Source organism: Alcanivorax jadensis T9, assembly GCF_000756655.1.
GTDB classification, from domain to species: Bacteria; Pseudomonadota; Gammaproteobacteria; order Pseudomonadales; family Alcanivoracaceae; genus Alcanivorax; species Alcanivorax jadensis.
Map to the genome: position 1 here is coordinate 1 of NZ_ARXU01000020.1, position 15622 is coordinate 15622.

At 55.7% G+C, this 15622-nt stretch carries 11 protein-coding genes and 1 tRNA gene; all 12 read left to right on the forward strand.

The window, feature by feature from the left end; all coding sequences use genetic code 11:
- Nucleotides 1–92: 92 nt before the first annotated feature.
- The 12 genes from T9A_RS16290 to fusA all read left to right on the forward strand — a co-directional run bounded on the left by T9A_RS16290 (nucleotide 93) and on the right by fusA (nucleotide 15566).
- Nucleotides 93–168 (forward strand) — tRNA-Trp (locus T9A_RS16290).
- A gap of 43 nt (nucleotides 169–211) precedes the next feature.
- Complete coding sequence (gene secE / locus T9A_RS16295) at nucleotides 212–586, forward strand: preprotein translocase subunit SecE (protein ID WP_035250682.1); 375 nt, start codon at nucleotides 212–214, stop codon at nucleotides 584–586.
- Nucleotides 587–595: 9 nt separating this feature from the next.
- Nucleotides 596–1138, forward strand: a complete 543-nt coding sequence (nusG, locus tag T9A_RS16300; protein WP_035250652.1) for a transcription termination/antitermination protein NusG — start codon at nucleotides 596–598, stop codon at nucleotides 1136–1138.
- A gap of 116 nt (nucleotides 1139–1254) precedes the next feature.
- Nucleotides 1255–1683, forward strand: coding sequence for a 50S ribosomal protein L11 (gene rplK, locus T9A_RS16305; protein ID WP_035250655.1), 429 nt, complete (start codon nucleotides 1255–1257; stop codon nucleotides 1681–1683).
- Nucleotides 1684–1686: 3 nt separating this feature from the next.
- A complete protein-coding gene (gene rplA / locus T9A_RS16310; RefSeq protein WP_035250658.1) occupies nucleotides 1687–2382 on the forward strand; it encodes a 50S ribosomal protein L1 in 696 nt (231 codons plus the stop codon).
- A 306-nt stretch (nucleotides 2383–2688) separates the two neighbouring features.
- Nucleotides 2689–3219 carry a 50S ribosomal protein L10 gene (gene rplJ, locus T9A_RS16315; protein WP_035250661.1) on the forward strand — a complete coding sequence of 177 codons (531 nt, stop codon included), beginning with the start codon at nucleotides 2689–2691 and terminating at the stop codon, nucleotides 3217–3219.
- Between the two features lie 65 nt (nucleotides 3220–3284).
- On the forward strand, nucleotides 3285–3662 hold the full coding sequence (gene rplL / locus T9A_RS16320) for a 50S ribosomal protein L7/L12 (protein ID WP_035250664.1): 378 nt from the start codon (nucleotides 3285–3287) through the stop codon (nucleotides 3660–3662).
- A gap of 146 nt (nucleotides 3663–3808) precedes the next feature.
- Nucleotides 3809–7951, forward strand: coding sequence for a DNA-directed RNA polymerase subunit beta (gene rpoB, locus T9A_RS16325; protein WP_035250667.1), 4143 nt, complete (start codon nucleotides 3809–3811; stop codon nucleotides 7949–7951).
- 98 nt (nucleotides 7952–8049) lie between these two features.
- The gene (gene rpoC, locus T9A_RS16330) at nucleotides 8050–12252 is read left to right on the forward strand and encodes a DNA-directed RNA polymerase subunit beta' (protein WP_035250670.1); all 4203 of its coding nucleotides are present in this window, start codon (nucleotides 8050–8052) and stop codon (nucleotides 12250–12252) included.
- A 152-nt stretch (nucleotides 12253–12404) separates the two neighbouring features.
- Nucleotides 12405–12779 (forward strand): 30S ribosomal protein S12, encoded by a 375-nt coding sequence (gene rpsL / locus T9A_RS16335; RefSeq protein ID WP_035250673.1) that lies wholly within the window; start codon nucleotides 12405–12407, stop codon nucleotides 12777–12779.
- A 138-nt stretch (nucleotides 12780–12917) separates the two neighbouring features.
- Nucleotides 12918–13388: a 30S ribosomal protein S7 gene (gene rpsG, locus T9A_RS16340; protein ID WP_035250676.1), complete on the forward strand. Its 471-nt coding sequence runs from the start codon at nucleotides 12918–12920 to the stop codon at nucleotides 13386–13388.
- A gap of 78 nt (nucleotides 13389–13466) precedes the next feature.
- The gene (fusA, locus tag T9A_RS16345; protein WP_035250679.1) at nucleotides 13467–15566 is read left to right on the forward strand and encodes an elongation factor G; all 2100 of its coding nucleotides are present in this window, start codon (nucleotides 13467–13469) and stop codon (nucleotides 15564–15566) included.
- Nucleotides 15567–15622 lie beyond the last annotated feature (56 nt).

Consider the following 15622-nt stretch of genomic DNA (forward strand, 5'->3'; position numbering starts at 1 on the left):
TGTGGTTGCCAAAATCACCGAGTAATCATCGCGGTGAAAAAGGGTGGCGGGCTAGCCTGCCACCCTGTTTTATTTAAAGGTTTCAGAGTTACAGGCCAGTAGTTCAATTGGTAGAGCACCGGTCTCCAAAACCGGCTGTTGGGGGTTCGAGTCCCTCCTGGCCTGCCAATTTTCCCAAGGCTGCCGCTTGGGTGGTGGGGTGCATCGTAAGATGAGCGAGAAAACAGAAGCACGTTCCGGCTCTGCCGCCTTCGAGGCGGTGAAGTGGTTGCTGGTAGTTGGTCTGGTGGCCGCTGCTGTTGTCGGTAATGGCTACTTCTCCGAGCAGCCCACTCTTTACCGGGTGGTCGGTGTTGTTGCTGTTGCCCTGGTCGCAGTGTTTTTTGCTCTGCAGACCGAGCAGGGCAAGGCGTTCAATCAGCTACGCAAGGATTCCATGGTTGAGCTGCGCAAGGTAGTGTGGCCGACGCGTCAGGAAACCCTGCAAACCACGATGATTGTTCTTGTCTTTGTTGTGATTGTGGCCCTGTTGCTGTTTGTGCTCGACTGGATCCTCGGTGGGCTCATGTCCTGGGTTATTGGCTAAGGGGTAAACATGGCAAAGCGCTGGTATGTGGTACATGCCTATTCGGGTTTCGAGAAGCACGTAAAACGCGCCCTGGAAGAGCGCGTTAAATTGCGTTCTATGGAGGAGTTTTTCGGCGAGATTCTGGTTCCTACCGAAGAAGTGGTAGAGATTAAGGGCGGCCAAAAGCGCAAGTCCGAGCGTAAGTTTTTCCCAGGGTATGTGCTGGTGCAGATGGAGATGTGTGATGACTCCTGGCACTTGGTAAAAGAAACCCCGAAAGTGATGGGCTTTATTGGTGAGGACCCGAAAAATCCGGGCCGTGTTTCACCAATTACCCAGAAAGAGGCGGATGCCATTCTGCGTCGTATGGATGATGCAGTAGAGAAGCCGAAGCCGAAGACATTGTTTGAGGCTGGCGAAGTCGTACGTGTCAACGACGGTCCCTTCGCTGACTTCAATGGCGTGATTGAAGAAGTGAATTACGAAAAGAGTCGCCTGCAGGTGGCTGTAATGATCTTCGGTCGCTCCACGCCGGTAGAGCTGGAGTTTGGTCAGGTCGAAAAAACCTGATCCTGTTTCGGCAGTATTAATTTAGGTGCCCTGGTCGCTGAAAAGTGGCCGGGGTGTTTTGACAACCTGAGGGGAGCCCGCATCTGGCGCGGCGTTTGCACCCAAGGAGTCTTACGATGGCGAAGAAAGTCCAAGCCTACATCAAGCTGCAGGTTGCAGCTGCTCAGGCTAACCCGTCCCCGCCGGTTGGTCCCGCTCTGGGTCAGCACGGTGTGAACATCATGGAGTTCTGTAAGGCGTTCAACGCCCAGACTCAGCAGCTGGATGCCGGTGCACCGGTTCCTGTTGTGATCACCGTATACAGCGACCGCTCCTTTACCTTCACCATGAAGACGCCGCCGGCGTCTTACCTGCTGAAGAAAGCGGCCGGTATCAAGAGCGGCTCCGGTGAGCCGAACACCAAGAAAGTGGGCAAGGTAACCCGTGCGCAGCTGGAAGAGATTGCCAAGGCCAAAGAGCCTGATCTGACCGCCGCGGATCTGGATGCTGCCGTGCGCACTATCGCGGGCTCTGCCCGTTCCATGGGTCTGGATGTGGAGGGTTAACCAATGGCTAAGTTGTCCAAGCGTACCCGTGCCATCCGGGAAAAAGTAGAAGCTGGCAAGCTCTATCAAGTGGAAGAAGCGGTGGCCCTGTTGGCCGAGCTGTCCACGGTGAAATTCAAGGAATCTCTGGACGTGGCGGTCAACCTGGGTGTTGATCCGCGTAAATCTGACCAGAATGTTCGTGGCGCCTCTGTGCTGCCTCATGGTACCGGCAAAACCGTTCGTGTAGCGGTGTTTGCTCAGGGCGCCAAGGCAGAAGAAGCGAAAGAAGCTGGTGCTGATGTTGTCGGCTTTGACGACCTGGCCGAGCAGGTTCAGGGCGGCGAAATCAACTTTGACGTAGTGATCGCGTCCCCGGATGCCATGCGTGTTGTTGGCAAGCTGGGCACGATCCTGGGTCCCCGTGGTCTGATGCCTAACCCGAAGGTGGGTACTGTGACTCCTGATGTCGCCCAGGCAGTGAAAAACGCCAAGGGTGGCCAGGTTCGTTACCGCACCGACAAGGGTGGCATTGTGCACTGCACCGTGGGTCAAGTGGGTTTCGACTCCAATGCGATCAAGGAAAACGTGGAATCACTGCTGGCTGACCTGAAGAAAGCCAAGCCGTCTTCCGCGAAGGGCACTTACTTCAAGAAAGTAACCCTGTCCACCACCATGGGCCCCGGTCTGAATATCGATCCGGCGTCTCTGGCGATGTAAGTAATTTGAGCCTGGAGCAGTTGGCCAGGCTCGCAAGGGCTTTGATCCCGATGACTCACTCTTTATGAGTGTCTTGTCGGGGCGTCAAAGACCGCAGGTTTCCGGTTCTGTTTGGAGTCTGCCTTTATGAGGCAAGTAACAAGCCGGGATTAAGGGGTAACCGCCTGCGCAGGCGCGGTAGTTGTTTCCTGATCTGTTCAGGTTGTGGCTCCGCGATAATGGTCGGGAAACCGACCCTGGCGACCGCCTCGAAATCAGATTGCAGTCGATTTTGACGGTTAATGTTTGTGAATCCAGGAGGTAAACATGCCTTTGAATCTGGAGGACAAACGGGCGATTGTTGCTTCGGTTAATGCTGTAGCTACTGAAGCGCTGTCTGCTGTGGTTGCTGACTATCGTGGTCTCACTGTTTCTCAGATGACTGAGTTGCGTAGTAAGGCCCGTGAAACCGGCGTGTACCTGAAAGTGGTACGTAATACGCTGGCGAAGTTCGCCGTGAAAGACACTGATTATGAGTGTCTGAACGACGTACTGGTTGGCCCCACTGTTTTGGCTTTTTCCCAGGATGATCCGGGCGCAGCTGCTCGTCTCATCAAGGATTTTGCTAAAGACAATGACGCGCTGGAAGTTAAGGCTCTGGCTGTGGGTGGTGTAGCGTATGGTCCTCAGGATATTGATGTCCTGGCCAAGCTGCCGACTCGCGACGAAGCACTTTCTCAGCTCATGTCCGTTATGCAGGCCCCGGTGGCCAAATTTGTACGTACCCTCAACGAGGTGCCCGGCAAGTTTGTTCGTACGGTTGCTGCAGTCAAGGACCAGAAACAGAGTGCCGCCTGATTTGTCAGGCTGCGTAACTACCCGATCCAATCGGATCGCCCGTGTGGTGATTTAGGAGATTGAAAATGGCCGTTTCCAAAGAAGATATCCTCGGCGCTATCGCCGATATGAGCGTTATGGACCTCGTTGAACTGATCGAGGCCATGGAAGAGAAATTCGGCGTTACTGCCGCTGCTGCTGTTGCTGCTGCTCCTGCAGCTGCTGGTGGCGAAGCTGCTGCCGCTGAAGAACAAACCGAGTTCGACGTTGTTCTGACCGGTTTCGGTGACAAGAAAGTTGGCGTGATCAAGGCTGTCCGTGAAGTAACTGGCCTGGGTCTGAAAGAAGCCAAAGAGCTGGTAGAAGGTGCTCCTGCGCCTGTTAAAGAAGCCGCGTCCAAGGACGAAGCCGAAGAGATCAAGAAAAAGATCGAAGAGGCTGGCGGTACTGCCGAGCTCAAGTAAGCGCATTTGCGCAATGTCTTTCCACAATAATGCGGAAAGGCACCGGCTGGCAGCTTGAGGGCTGCCAGCCTTTTGTCGTTTCTGTGTGAGAGGTTTCATACAGGAATATCACCCAAGGGTGATAGATCAACAGCTGAGGAACGCAGATGGCATACTCATTCACTGAGAAAAAGCGGATCCGCAAAGATTTCGGCAAGCTTCCGAAGGTTATGGAGGTTCCGTACCTTCTGGCCATACAGCTCGATTCTTACCGTAAATTTCTGCAGCAAGATAAAAGTGCAGAAGAGCGTCTGGACCAGGGTCTGGAAGCCGCTTTCCGGTCAGTATTTCCGATTTCAAGTTATTCCGGGAATGCAGCGCTGGAGTATGCCGGCTATGAGTTCGGCAAGCCTGTTTTTGATGTAAAAGAATGTACTGTTCGTGGTACCACCTACGCTGCGCCGCTGCGCGTACGGATTCGTCTGGTCATTTATGACAAGGAATCCAGTGGCGCCATCAAGGATATCCGTGAACAGCAGGTCTACATGGGCGAAATGCCCCTGATGACCGAAAACGGTACCTTTGTGATCAATGGTACCGAGCGTGTCATCGTGTCCCAGCTGCACCGTTCACCCGGTGTGTTTTTCGATCACGATAAAGGCAAGACTCACTCTTCCGGCAAGCTGCTGTATTCCGCTCGGGTGATTCCTTACCGTGGTTCCTGGCTGGACTTCGAATTCGATCCCAAGGACCAGGTGTTCGTACGGATCGACCGTCGCCGCAAGTTGCCGGCGACTATCCTGCTGCGTGCGTTGGGCTATACCTCCGACGAAGTGTTGGAGATGTTCTTCGAGACCAACGAAATCGCAGTGGAAGACGGCATTTACCGTATGAAGCTGGTGCCGGAGCGTCTGCGTGGTGAAACCGCGACCTTCGATATCCTGGCTGACGGTGAGGTCGTGGTGGAGCGTGGTCGTCGTATTACTGCGCGCCATATCCGCCAGCTGGAAAAGGCCAATATCGAGTACCTGGAGATTCCTGCTGAATACCTGCAGGGCAAGTACCTGGCCAAATCCATTATCGACCAGGACACTGGCGAGATCCTGGTGGAGTGTAATACCGAGCTGACTGCGGAAACGCTGGAAAAGCTCGAGCAGGGCGGAATCGACTATTTCGAAACCCTGTATACCAACGATCTGGACAACGGCCCATTTATGGCCGACACCCTGCGTGCCGACCCGACCCGTACTCCGCTGGAGGCGCTGGTCGAGATCTATCGCATGATGCGTCCGGGTGAGCCGCCGACCAAGGAAGCGGCAGAGAACCTGTTCAAGAACCTGTTCTTCACCGACGAGCGTTACGACCTGTCTGGCGTTGGCCGGATGAAGTTCAACCGTCGTCTCGGTCGCGAAGATGAAACCGGTCCTGGCATCCTCTATGACGGTCGCTACTTCAGTGCCCGTAGTGACGAGGAAGGCAAGCAGTACTTCGCACAGATGGGCGAAGAGACCTCTGACATCATCGAAGTGCTGCGCACCCTGGTGGATATCCGCAACGGTAACGGTGTGGTGGATGATATCGATCACCTGGGTAACCGTCGTGTGCGTTCCGTGGGTGAAATGGCCGAAAACCAGTTCCGTGTGGGTCTGGTGCGTGTGGAGCGTGCGGTCAAGGAGCGTCTGAGCCTGGCGGAATCCGAAGGCCTGATGCCTCAGGATCTGATCAATTCCAAGCCGGTGGCGGCTGCTGTTAAAGAGTTCTTTGGCTCTTCCCAGCTGTCCCAGTTCATGGATCAGAACAACCCGCTGTCCGAGATCACTCACAAGCGTCGTGTTTCCGCGTTGGGCCCAGGCGGTCTGACTCGTGAGCGTGCCGGCTTTGAGGTGCGCGACGTTCACCCGACTCACTATGGTCGTGTGTGTCCGATCGAGACCCCTGAAGGTCCGAACATCGGTCTGATCAACTCTCTGGCCACCTACGCTCGCGCTAATGAGTACGGTTTCCTGGAGTCGCCTTACCTGAAAGTGATTGATGGCAAGGTCAGCGAAGAAATTGAATACCTGTCAGCTATCGAAGAAGCCGAGTGTGTGATTGCACAGGTGGACGCGAAGATGACGGAAGAGGGCGGTTTCGAAGAAGACTTCGTGACTGTGCGTCACCGTTACGAATTTACCGTGATGGAGCGCGACACCATTACCCATATGGATGTCTCGCCTCGCCAGGTGGTGTCTGTGGCGGCGTCCCTGATTCCGTTCCTGGAGCACGATGATGCTAACCGTGCCTTGATGGGTTCCAACATGCAGCGTCAGGCTGTGCCCACCCTGCGTGCCGACAAGCCGCTGGTAGGTACAGGCTTTGAGCGTCATGTGGCGCGCGATTCCGGTGTTTGTGTGGTTGCCGAGCGTGGCGGTGTGGTGGACAAGGTGGATGCTTCGCGCATCATCGTCCGTGTTAACGACGATGAAGTCACCGAAGGCGAAGCCGGCGTTGATATCTATAACCTGACCAAGTACACCCGCTCCAACCAGAACACCTGCATCAACCAGCGTCCGCTGGTGAAGGTGGGCGACAAGGTTGCCGCGCGGGACATCATGGCTGACGGTCCGTCCGTGGACATGGGTGAGCTGGCTCTGGGTCAGAACATGCGCGTCGCGTTCATGCCCTGGAATGGCTACAACTTCGAGGATTCCATCCTGATTTCCGAGAGGGTGGTGAAGGAAGATCGCTTCACCTCCATCCATATTCAGGAGCTGACCGCGATTGCCCGTGATACTAAGTTGGGCCCGGAAGAAATTACTGCCGATATTCCCAATGTGGGCGAGGCCGCACTGTCCAAGCTGGACGAGTCCGGCATTGTTTACATCGGTGCGGAAGTGGGTGCCGGCGATATCCTGGTGGGCAAGGTAACACCGAAAGGTGAAACCCAGCTGACCCCGGAAGAGAAGCTGTTGCGTGCCATTTTCGGTGAGAAAGCCTCTGACGTGAAAGATACCTCCCTGCGAGTGTCTTCCGGCGTCAAGGGTACCGTGATTGATGTACAGGTCTTTACCCGCGATGGCGTGGAAAAAGACGAGCGTGCCAAGCAGATCGAACAGGACTCCCTGGACCAGTTCCGCAAGGACTTGAAGGACGAGTTCCGTATTGTTCAGCAGGATATCATGGAGCGTCTGCGCACCGTGCTGGTGGGCAAGAAGGTCAACGGCGGCGCCGGCTTCAAGCGTGGCACTGAGCTGACTGCCGACGCCCTGAATAACCTGGACGCGGAAAAATGGTTCGAACTGCGCCCGGCCGACGATGATGTGGCCGAGCAGCTTGAGCGCGCCCAGCAGTATCTGGAACTGCACAAGAAAGAGCAGGACGAGCGCTATCGGGACAAGCAGGCCAAGATCTCCGGTGGCGATGATCTGGCTCACGGTGTGCTGAAAGTGGTCAAGGTTTACCTGGCCATCAAGCGTCGCATCCAGCCTGGTGACAAGATGGCTGGCCGTCACGGTAACAAGGGTGTGATTTCCGTAATCATGCCGGAAGAAGATATGCCGTACGACGAGCACGGCGTGCCGGTGGATGTGGTGTTGAACCCGCTGGGTGTACCGTCCCGTATGAACGTGGGGCAGATCCTGGAAACCCATTTGGGTTGGGCTGCGAAGGGCCTGGGCGAGCGCATCGGTGAAATGCTGGCCGAAGAGAAGAAAGTGGCGGAAGTCCGCAGCTTCCTCGACAAGATCTACAACAAGGCAGGTGCCGGTGGTTCACCGGAAGATCTGGACAGCTTTAATGATGACGAAATCATCGAGCTGGCCCAGAACCTGGTTGGTGGCGTTCCCATGGCAACCGCGGTATTCGACGGTGCCAAGGAATTCGAGATCAAGGAACTGCTGGAGCTTGCCGGCTACGACCGTTCCGGTCAGATGCAACTCTGGGATGGCCGTACCGGTGAGAAGTTCGATCGCAAGGTCACCGTGGGCTACATGTACATGCTGAAGTTGAACCACCTGGTGGATGACAAGATGCATGCCCGTTCCACCGGTTCCTACAGCCTGGTAACTCAGCAGCCGCTGGGTGGTAAGGCGCAGTTCGGTGGTCAGCGTTTCGGTGAGATGGAAGTGTGGGCGCTGGAAGCCTATGGCGCCGCCTACACCTTGCAGGAAATGCTTACCGTGAAGTCCGATGATGTGAATGGCCGTACTCGTATGTACAAGAACATCGTGGATGGTGATCACCGTATGGACCCGGGTATGCCGGAATCCTTCAACGTGTTGCTGAAGGAAATCCGCTCTCTCGGTATCAATATCGAGCTGGAAAACGACTGAAGCAATGTGCGCCGCTCTCCCGTGAGGAGAGCGGCTCGTGTTGTTACCCGGGTTTAGGAAAGAATTGAGAGCGTAAAGCTCGCTACGGAGGACTGGCCTTGAAAGACCTGCTGAATCTGCTTAAAAGTCAGGGACAAGTCACGGAGTTTGATAAACTCAAGATCTCTCTGGCACCGCCGGATCTGATCCGCTCCTGGTCTTTCGGCGAAGTGAAAAAGCCGGAAACCATTAATTATCGTACCTTCAAGCCGGAACGGGATGGCCTGTTCTGTGCGCGCATCTTTGGTCCGATCAAGGACTATGAGTGTCTGTGCGGCAAGTACAAGCGTCTCAAGCACCGTGGTGTGATCTGTGAGAAGTGTGGCGTGGAAGTCACCCTCTCCAAGGTTCGCCGTGAGCGCATGGGTCACATCGAGCTGGCTAGCCCTACCGCGCACATCTGGTTCCTGAAGTCGCTGCCGTCGCGTATCGGCTTGATGCTGGATATGACCCTGCGCGATATCGAGCGGGTGTTGTACTTCGAATCCTTTGTGGTCACCGAGCCGGGTATGACTACTCTGGAGCGTGGCCAGCTGTTGACCGACGAAGAATACTTCGACTCCCTGGAAGAATTCGGCGACGAATTCGAAGCCAAAATGGGTGCCGAAGCCGTACAGCAGTTGCTCATGGAGCTGGACCTGGTCGAAGAGATCAAGATCCTCCGTGAGGAAGTGGAATCCACCAACTCCGATACCAAGCTGAAGAAGCTGTCCAAGCGTCTCAAGCTGATGGAAGCCTTCAAGGATTCCGGTAACAAGCCGGAGTGGATGATCCTTACTGTGCTGCCGGTTCTGCCGCCGGATCTGCGTCCGCTGGTACCGCTGGATGGTGGTCGTTTTGCCACCTCCGACCTGAACGATCTGTACCGTCGGGTGATCAACCGGAACAACCGTCTCAAGCGTCTGCTGGACCTGAGCGCTCCGGACATCATCGTGCGCAACGAAAAGCGCATGCTGCAGGAATCTGTGGATGCGCTGCTGGATAACGGCCGTCGTGGCCGCGCCATCACTGGCTCCAACAAGCGCCCGCTGAAGTCCCTGGCTGACATGATCAAGGGTAAGCAGGGTCGTTTCCGTCAGAACCTGCTGGGTAAGCGGGTCGACTACTCCGGTCGTTCCGTGATCGTGGTAGGTCCGTCTCTGAAGCTGCACGAGACCGGTCTGCCCAAGAAAATGGCCCTGGAGCTGTTCAAGCCGTTTATCTTCGCCAAGCTGGAAGCGCGTGGCCTGGCCACGACGATCAAAGCTGCCAAGAAGATGGTCGAGCGCGAAACCGCCGAGGTGTGGGACATCCTCGCTGAAGTGATTCGCGAACACCCGGTGATGCTGAACCGGGCGCCGACCCTTCACCGTCTGGGTATCCAGGCGTTCGAGCCGGTACTGATCGAAGGTAAGGCAATCCAGCTGCATCCGCTGGTGTGTGCTGCCTTCAACGCGGACTTCGATGGTGACCAGATGGCGGTGCATTTGCCGCTGACCCTGGAAGCCCAGCTGGAAGCCCGTGCGCTGATGATGTCGACCAATAACATCCTCTCCCCGGCCAACGGCGAGCCGATTATCGGCCCGACCCAGGACGTGGTGCTGGGTCTGTACTACATCAGCCGTGACAAGGTAAATGCCAAGGGTGAAGGCCAGATTTTTGCCGACACCAAAGAAGTTATGCGCGCCCTGGCCAACAAGCAGGTAGATCTGCATGCCCGGGTGAAAGTGCGTGTTCACGAAGTGGTAAGAGATCTGGAAGGCGGCGTGGAAGAGCGCACCTTTATTGCCGATACTACCCCCGGCCGCTGCAAGCTGTGGGATATCGTGCCGACGGGTCTGGGCTTTGCCATGGTCAACCAGAACATGACCAAGAAAGCCATCTCCAAGCTGCTTAACACTTGCTACCGGATTCTCGGCACCAAAGAGACTTGTATCTTTGCTGACCAGCTCATGTATCTGGGCTTCCGCGAGGCCACCTTGTCCGGTTCCTCCATCGGTGTGGAAGACATGGTGATCCCGGATGCCAAGTACACCATGATTGATGCTGCCGAAGACGAAGTGCGCGAGATTGAGGAGCAGTTTGCTTCCGGTCTGGTGACCCGCGGCGAGCGTTATAACAAGGTGGTGGATATCTGGGCGCGTACCAATGACCACATCGCCAAGGCAATGATGGAAAACCTGCGTGTCGAAGTGGTGAAAAACCGTGACGGCGAAGATGAAGAGCAGGGCTCCTTCAACTCCATCTTTATGATGGCCGATTCCGGTGCACGGGGCTCCCCGGCCCAGATTCGTCAGCTGGCTGGTATGCGTGGTCTGATGGCCAAGCCTGATGGCTCCATTATCGAAACGCCCATTACCAGCAACTTCCGTGAAGGTCTGAACGTACTCCAGTACTTCATCTCTACTCACGGTGCCCGTAAGGGTCTGGCCGATACCGCCTTGAAGACAGCGAACTCCGGTTACCTGACTCGTCGACTGGTCGACGTGGCACAGGATCTGGTGGTTACCGCTGAGGATTGCGGTACTGAAGAAGGCCTGCTGATGACGCCCCTGATCGAAGGCGGTGACGTGGTTGAGGCATTGGGTGAGCGCGTACTGGGTCGTGTTGTAGCCCGTGATGTGATGAACCCGCTGAGTCAGGATGAAGTGCTGGCCGAAGTTGGCACGCTGCTGGACGAAGTATGGGTCAACAAGCTGGAATCCATGGGTGTGGATGAAGTGCTGGTGCGCTCGCCGATCACCTGTGCCACTCGCTGGGGTGTCTGCTCCACCTGTTACGGCCGTGACCTGGCCCGTGGCCATCAGGTCAACGTCGGTGAAGCGGTTGGTGTTATCGCTGCCCAGTCTATTGGTGAGCCGGGTACCCAGCTGACCATGCGGACCTTCCACATCGGTGGTGCGGCGAGCCGAGCTTCTGCGGTATCCAGCATTCAGATCAAGCATGGCGGTAAGGTGCGTTTCCACAACGCCAAGCATGTGCAGCACAAAGATGGTCTGGTGATCGTTTCCCGTTCTGCCGATCTGGCGGTAGCGGATGAGCTTGGCCGTGAGCGTGAGCGTTACAAGCTGCCTTACGGTGCCACCGTGACCGTGGGTGAAGGTGATCAGGTTGATGGCGGTCAGGTCGTTGCTACCTGGGACCCGCATACCCACCCGATCATTGCGGAAGTGGAAGGTAAGGTGCAGTTCGGTGATATGGAAGAAGGTATCACCGTAAATCACCAGACCGACGAGCTGACCGGCCTGACCAACATCGAAATGCTGGGCACCCAGAACCGCCCTGCCGCTGGCAAGGACATGCGCCCAGTGGTGCGTGTGGTTGATGGCAAGGGCAAGCCGGTATTGATGCCCAATACCGATATGCCGGCCCAGTACCTGTTGCCGGGTGGTGCACTGTGTGGCCTGAAAGATGGTGCAAACATCTCGGTGGGTGACGTGATTGCGCGGATTCCGCAGGAATCCTCCAAAACTCGTGACATCACCGGTGGTCTGCCTCGTGTTGCCGATCTGTTCGAAGCGCGGAACCCCAAAGAAGCGGCAATCCTGGCTGAAAAGTCCGGTACCGTGTCCTTCGGTAAGGAAACCAAAGGCAAGGTTCGCCTGGTAATCACCCCGGATGACGGTGGTGATGTCTACGAAGAGCTGATTCACAAGTGGCGTCAGCTGAACGTCTTCGAAGGTGAGAAAGTCGAGAAGGGTGAGGTGGTCTCTGATGGTCCGCTCAACCCGCACGATATTCTGCGCCTGATGGGTGAATCTGAACTGGCTCGTTACATCGTTAACGAGGTGCAGGAGGTTTACCGTCTGCAGGGTGTGAAGATCAATGACAAGCACATTGAAACGATCATCCGTCAGATGTTGCGTAAAGTAGAGATCCTGGAAGTGGGCGAGTCCCGTTTCATCAAGGGCGAGCAAGCGGAATATGCCCGTGTGATGGAAGAGATCGAACACCTCAAGGCCGAGGACAAGATGCTGCCGCAGTACGAGCGTCAGTTGCTGGGTATCACCAAGGCATCCCTGGCTACCGAGTCCTTTATCTCTGCAGCATCTTTCCAGGAGACCACTCGGGTTCTTACCGAGGCAGCGGTCACCGGCAAGGAAGACGATTTGCGCGGCCTGAAAGAGAACGTGGTGGTGGGGCGTCTGGTACCGGCTGGTACTGGCTATGCTCACCATCTGGAGCGTCGCCGTCAGCGTGCCGAGGCACGCGGGCCGGAAGCGCCCACTATGGACGAGGTGGAAGCCGCCCTGTCCGAGGCTCTCAGCTCCTCAGACGAGTGATTGCTGGCGAGTGACGGAACCCCCGGCATCTTGACGTGATGCCGGGGGGTCCCTACAATCGCTGCCCCCCTGTTCTATGGGCAGTAAATGGGTGTCAGAGCTGTCAGATGACGGTTTCTGTCACAGAACTGTAAGCGTGAGGCAGTAGTTTCATGGCAACTGTAAACCAGCTGGTGCGCAAACCGCGCAGAAGCAAGGTAGAAAAGAGCGACTCCGTAGCCCTGCAGGGCTGCCCCCAGCGTCGCGGCGTTTGCACTCGGGTGTATACCACTACTCCGAAGAAGCCGAACTCCGCACTGCGTAAAGTGTGTCGTGTGCGTCTGACCAATGGTTATGAAGTATCTTCCTACATCGGTGGTGAAGGTCATAACCTGCAGGAGCACTCCGTAGTACTGATCCGTGGCGGTCGTGTAAAAGACCTTCCCGGTGTGCGCTACCACACTGTTCGTGGAACTCTGGATACGGCAGGTGTGCAGGATCGCAAGCAGCGTCGCTCCAAGTATGGCGCCAAGCGTCCCAAGAAGTAATTGAAGTAACCGAGCCCCTTTTCTGAATGCCGCAGCTGTATGGCTGCGGAGGGATGAGTAAGGTCCGGACGGTGTGCCGTTCCGGAATTACCTGAAGATTTCCCCGCCCTAAGCGGGAACGTTAGAGGAACACATCCGATGCCAAGACGTCGCGTTGTCGCCAAACGTGAGATCCTCCCGGATCCGAAGTTTGGAAGCCAGATTCTGGCCAAGTTCATGAACCACGTAATGGTTAGTGGTAAGAAATCTGTGTCCGAGCGTATTGTTTATGGCGCTCTGGACATCATTGCCGAACGCAAAGGGGCTGATTCCCTGGAGATGTTCGAGAAGGCGCTGGACAATATCCGTCCTGCCGTTGAGGTAAAGAGCCGCCGTGTTGGTGGTGCCACTTACCAGGTTCCTGTTGAAGTTCGTCCCAGCCGTCGTACTGCTCTGGCAATGCGTTGGTTGGTAGACGCTGCCCGTAAGCGTGGCGAGAAGAGCATGCCTGCCCGTCTGGCCGGCGAAGTGATGGATGCCGCCGAAGGCAAGGGCTCCGCGATGAAGAAGCGTGAAGACGTGCATCGCATGGCCGAGGCTAACAAGGCCTTCTCTCACTTCCGCTTCTAAGGCAGAAGGCAGTCGAGTGAAACCGGCCTATGATCAGGCCGGTTTCTATATTTGAATCAGTGAATCGAGGTTAGCCGCGTGGCACGTAAGACTCCTCTCAATCGCTATCGTAATATCGGTATCTGCGCCCACGTAGATGCGGGTAAAACTACCACCACCGAGCGTGTTCTTTTCTACACCGGTATTTCCCACAAGATTGGTGAAGTGCATGACGGTGCTGCCACCATGGACTGGATGGAGCAGGAGCAGGAGCGTGGTATTACCATTACCTCCGCTGCGACCACCACCTTCTGGCAGGGCATGGACAAGCAGTACGACCAGCATCGTATCAACATCATTGATACTCCCGGGCACGTGGACTTTACCATTGAGGTAGAGCGTTCCCTGCGTGTGCTGGATGGTGCCGTTGTGGTGTTCTGCGCGTCCTCCGGTGTTGAGCCTCAGTCCGAGACTGTATGGCGTCAGGCCAACAAGTACGAAGTACCGCGCATCGTGTTCGTTAACAAAATGGACCGCGCTGGGGCGAACTTTGATTCCGTGTGCGAGCAGATTCGCAAGCGTCTGGGTGCTAAGGTTGTGCCGATCCAGTACAACATTGGCGCAGAAGATGAGTTCAAGGGTGTTGTCGACCTGATCCGGATGAAAGCTATCTTCTGGAATGAGGAAGACATGGGTGTGACCTACGAAGAGAGGGATATCCCGGAAGACATCCAGGCCCGCTGTGACGAGCTGCGCGAGCAGATGGCTGAAGCGGCCGCCGAAGGCTCTGAAGAGCTGATGGAAAAGTATCTGGATAACGGCGAACTCACCAACGACGAAATCAAGGCGGGTCTGCGTCAGCAGGTTCTGGCTAATGAAATCGTTCTTGGCTTGTGTGGCTCTGCGTTCAAGAATAAGGGTGTGCAGGCACTTCTGGATGCCGTTGTCGAATTCCTGCCGGCGCCCGATGAAGTGAAAGCGATTCAGGGTGTTTTGCCGGATGGGGAAACCGTTGAGTCACGTAAGTCTGCTGACGACGAACCGTTCTCTGCGCTGGCATTCAAAATCGCCACCGACCCGTTTGTGGGTTCTCTGACCTTCATTCGTGTTTACTCTGGCATCTTGAACTCCGGTGATAGCGTGCTGAACTCTGTGCGCGAAAAGAAAGAGCGAGTAGGGCGTCTGCTGCAGATGCATGCCAACAGCCGTGAAGAGATCAAGCAGGTCCTGGCTGGCGATATCGCTGCCTGTGTGGGCCTGAAAGATATTACTACCGGTGACACCCTGTGCGATCTGAACAAGCCGATCGTGCTGGAGCGTATGGAATTCCCGGATCCGGTAATCTCTGTTGCGGTAGAGCCGAAGTCCAAAGCCGACCAGGAAAAAATGGGTCTGGCGCTGGGTCGTCTGGCTCAGGAAGATCCGTCTTTCCGTGTGAAAACCGACGAAGAGACTGGTCAGACCATCATCTCTGGTATGGGTGAGTTGCACCTGGATATTCTCGTGGATCGTATGAAGCGCGAATTCAAGGTTGAAGCCAATATCGGTGCGCCGCAGGTTGCCTACCGTGAAACCTTTACCCGTGCTGCCGATGTGGAAGGTAAGTTCGTCAAGCAGTCCGGTGGTCGTGGTCAGTATGGTCACGTGAAGGTGAAGTTTGAGCCTATCGATCGTGACGAAGAGTTCCAATTCGTGGAACAGATCCATGGTGGTTCTGTACCCAAGGAATACTTCGGTGCAGTCCAGAAAGGTATCGACGAGCAGCTGCAGTCCGGTGTGCTTGCTGGTTATCCGATCCTTGGTGTGAAGGCGACCCTTTACGATGGTTCCTACCATGAGGTGGATTCCAACGAAAACGCTTTCCGCATGGCGGGTGCTCTGGCTGTTAAGAACGCAGCGAAAGAGGCCGGCGCGGTACTGCTTGAGCCGATGATGAAGGTAGAAGCGGTAACCCCGGAAGACTACATGGGTGACGTGATGGGCGACCTTAACCGTCGTCGCGGTATCGTTCAGGGCATGGAAGACACCATGGCCGGCAAGATTATTCGTGCCGAGGTGCCGTTGTCTGAAATGTTCGGTTACGCTACTGATCTGCGTTCCATGTCTCAGGGTCGTGCCAGTTACTCCATGGAGTTCCTGAAGTACGCTGAGGCACCGAAGAATATCGCTGATGAAGTCATCAGCGGCAAGAAATCTTAAATTTACGGTTAATTTGTTAAAGGTATTGAGCCGTGGCAAAGGAAAAGTTCGAACGT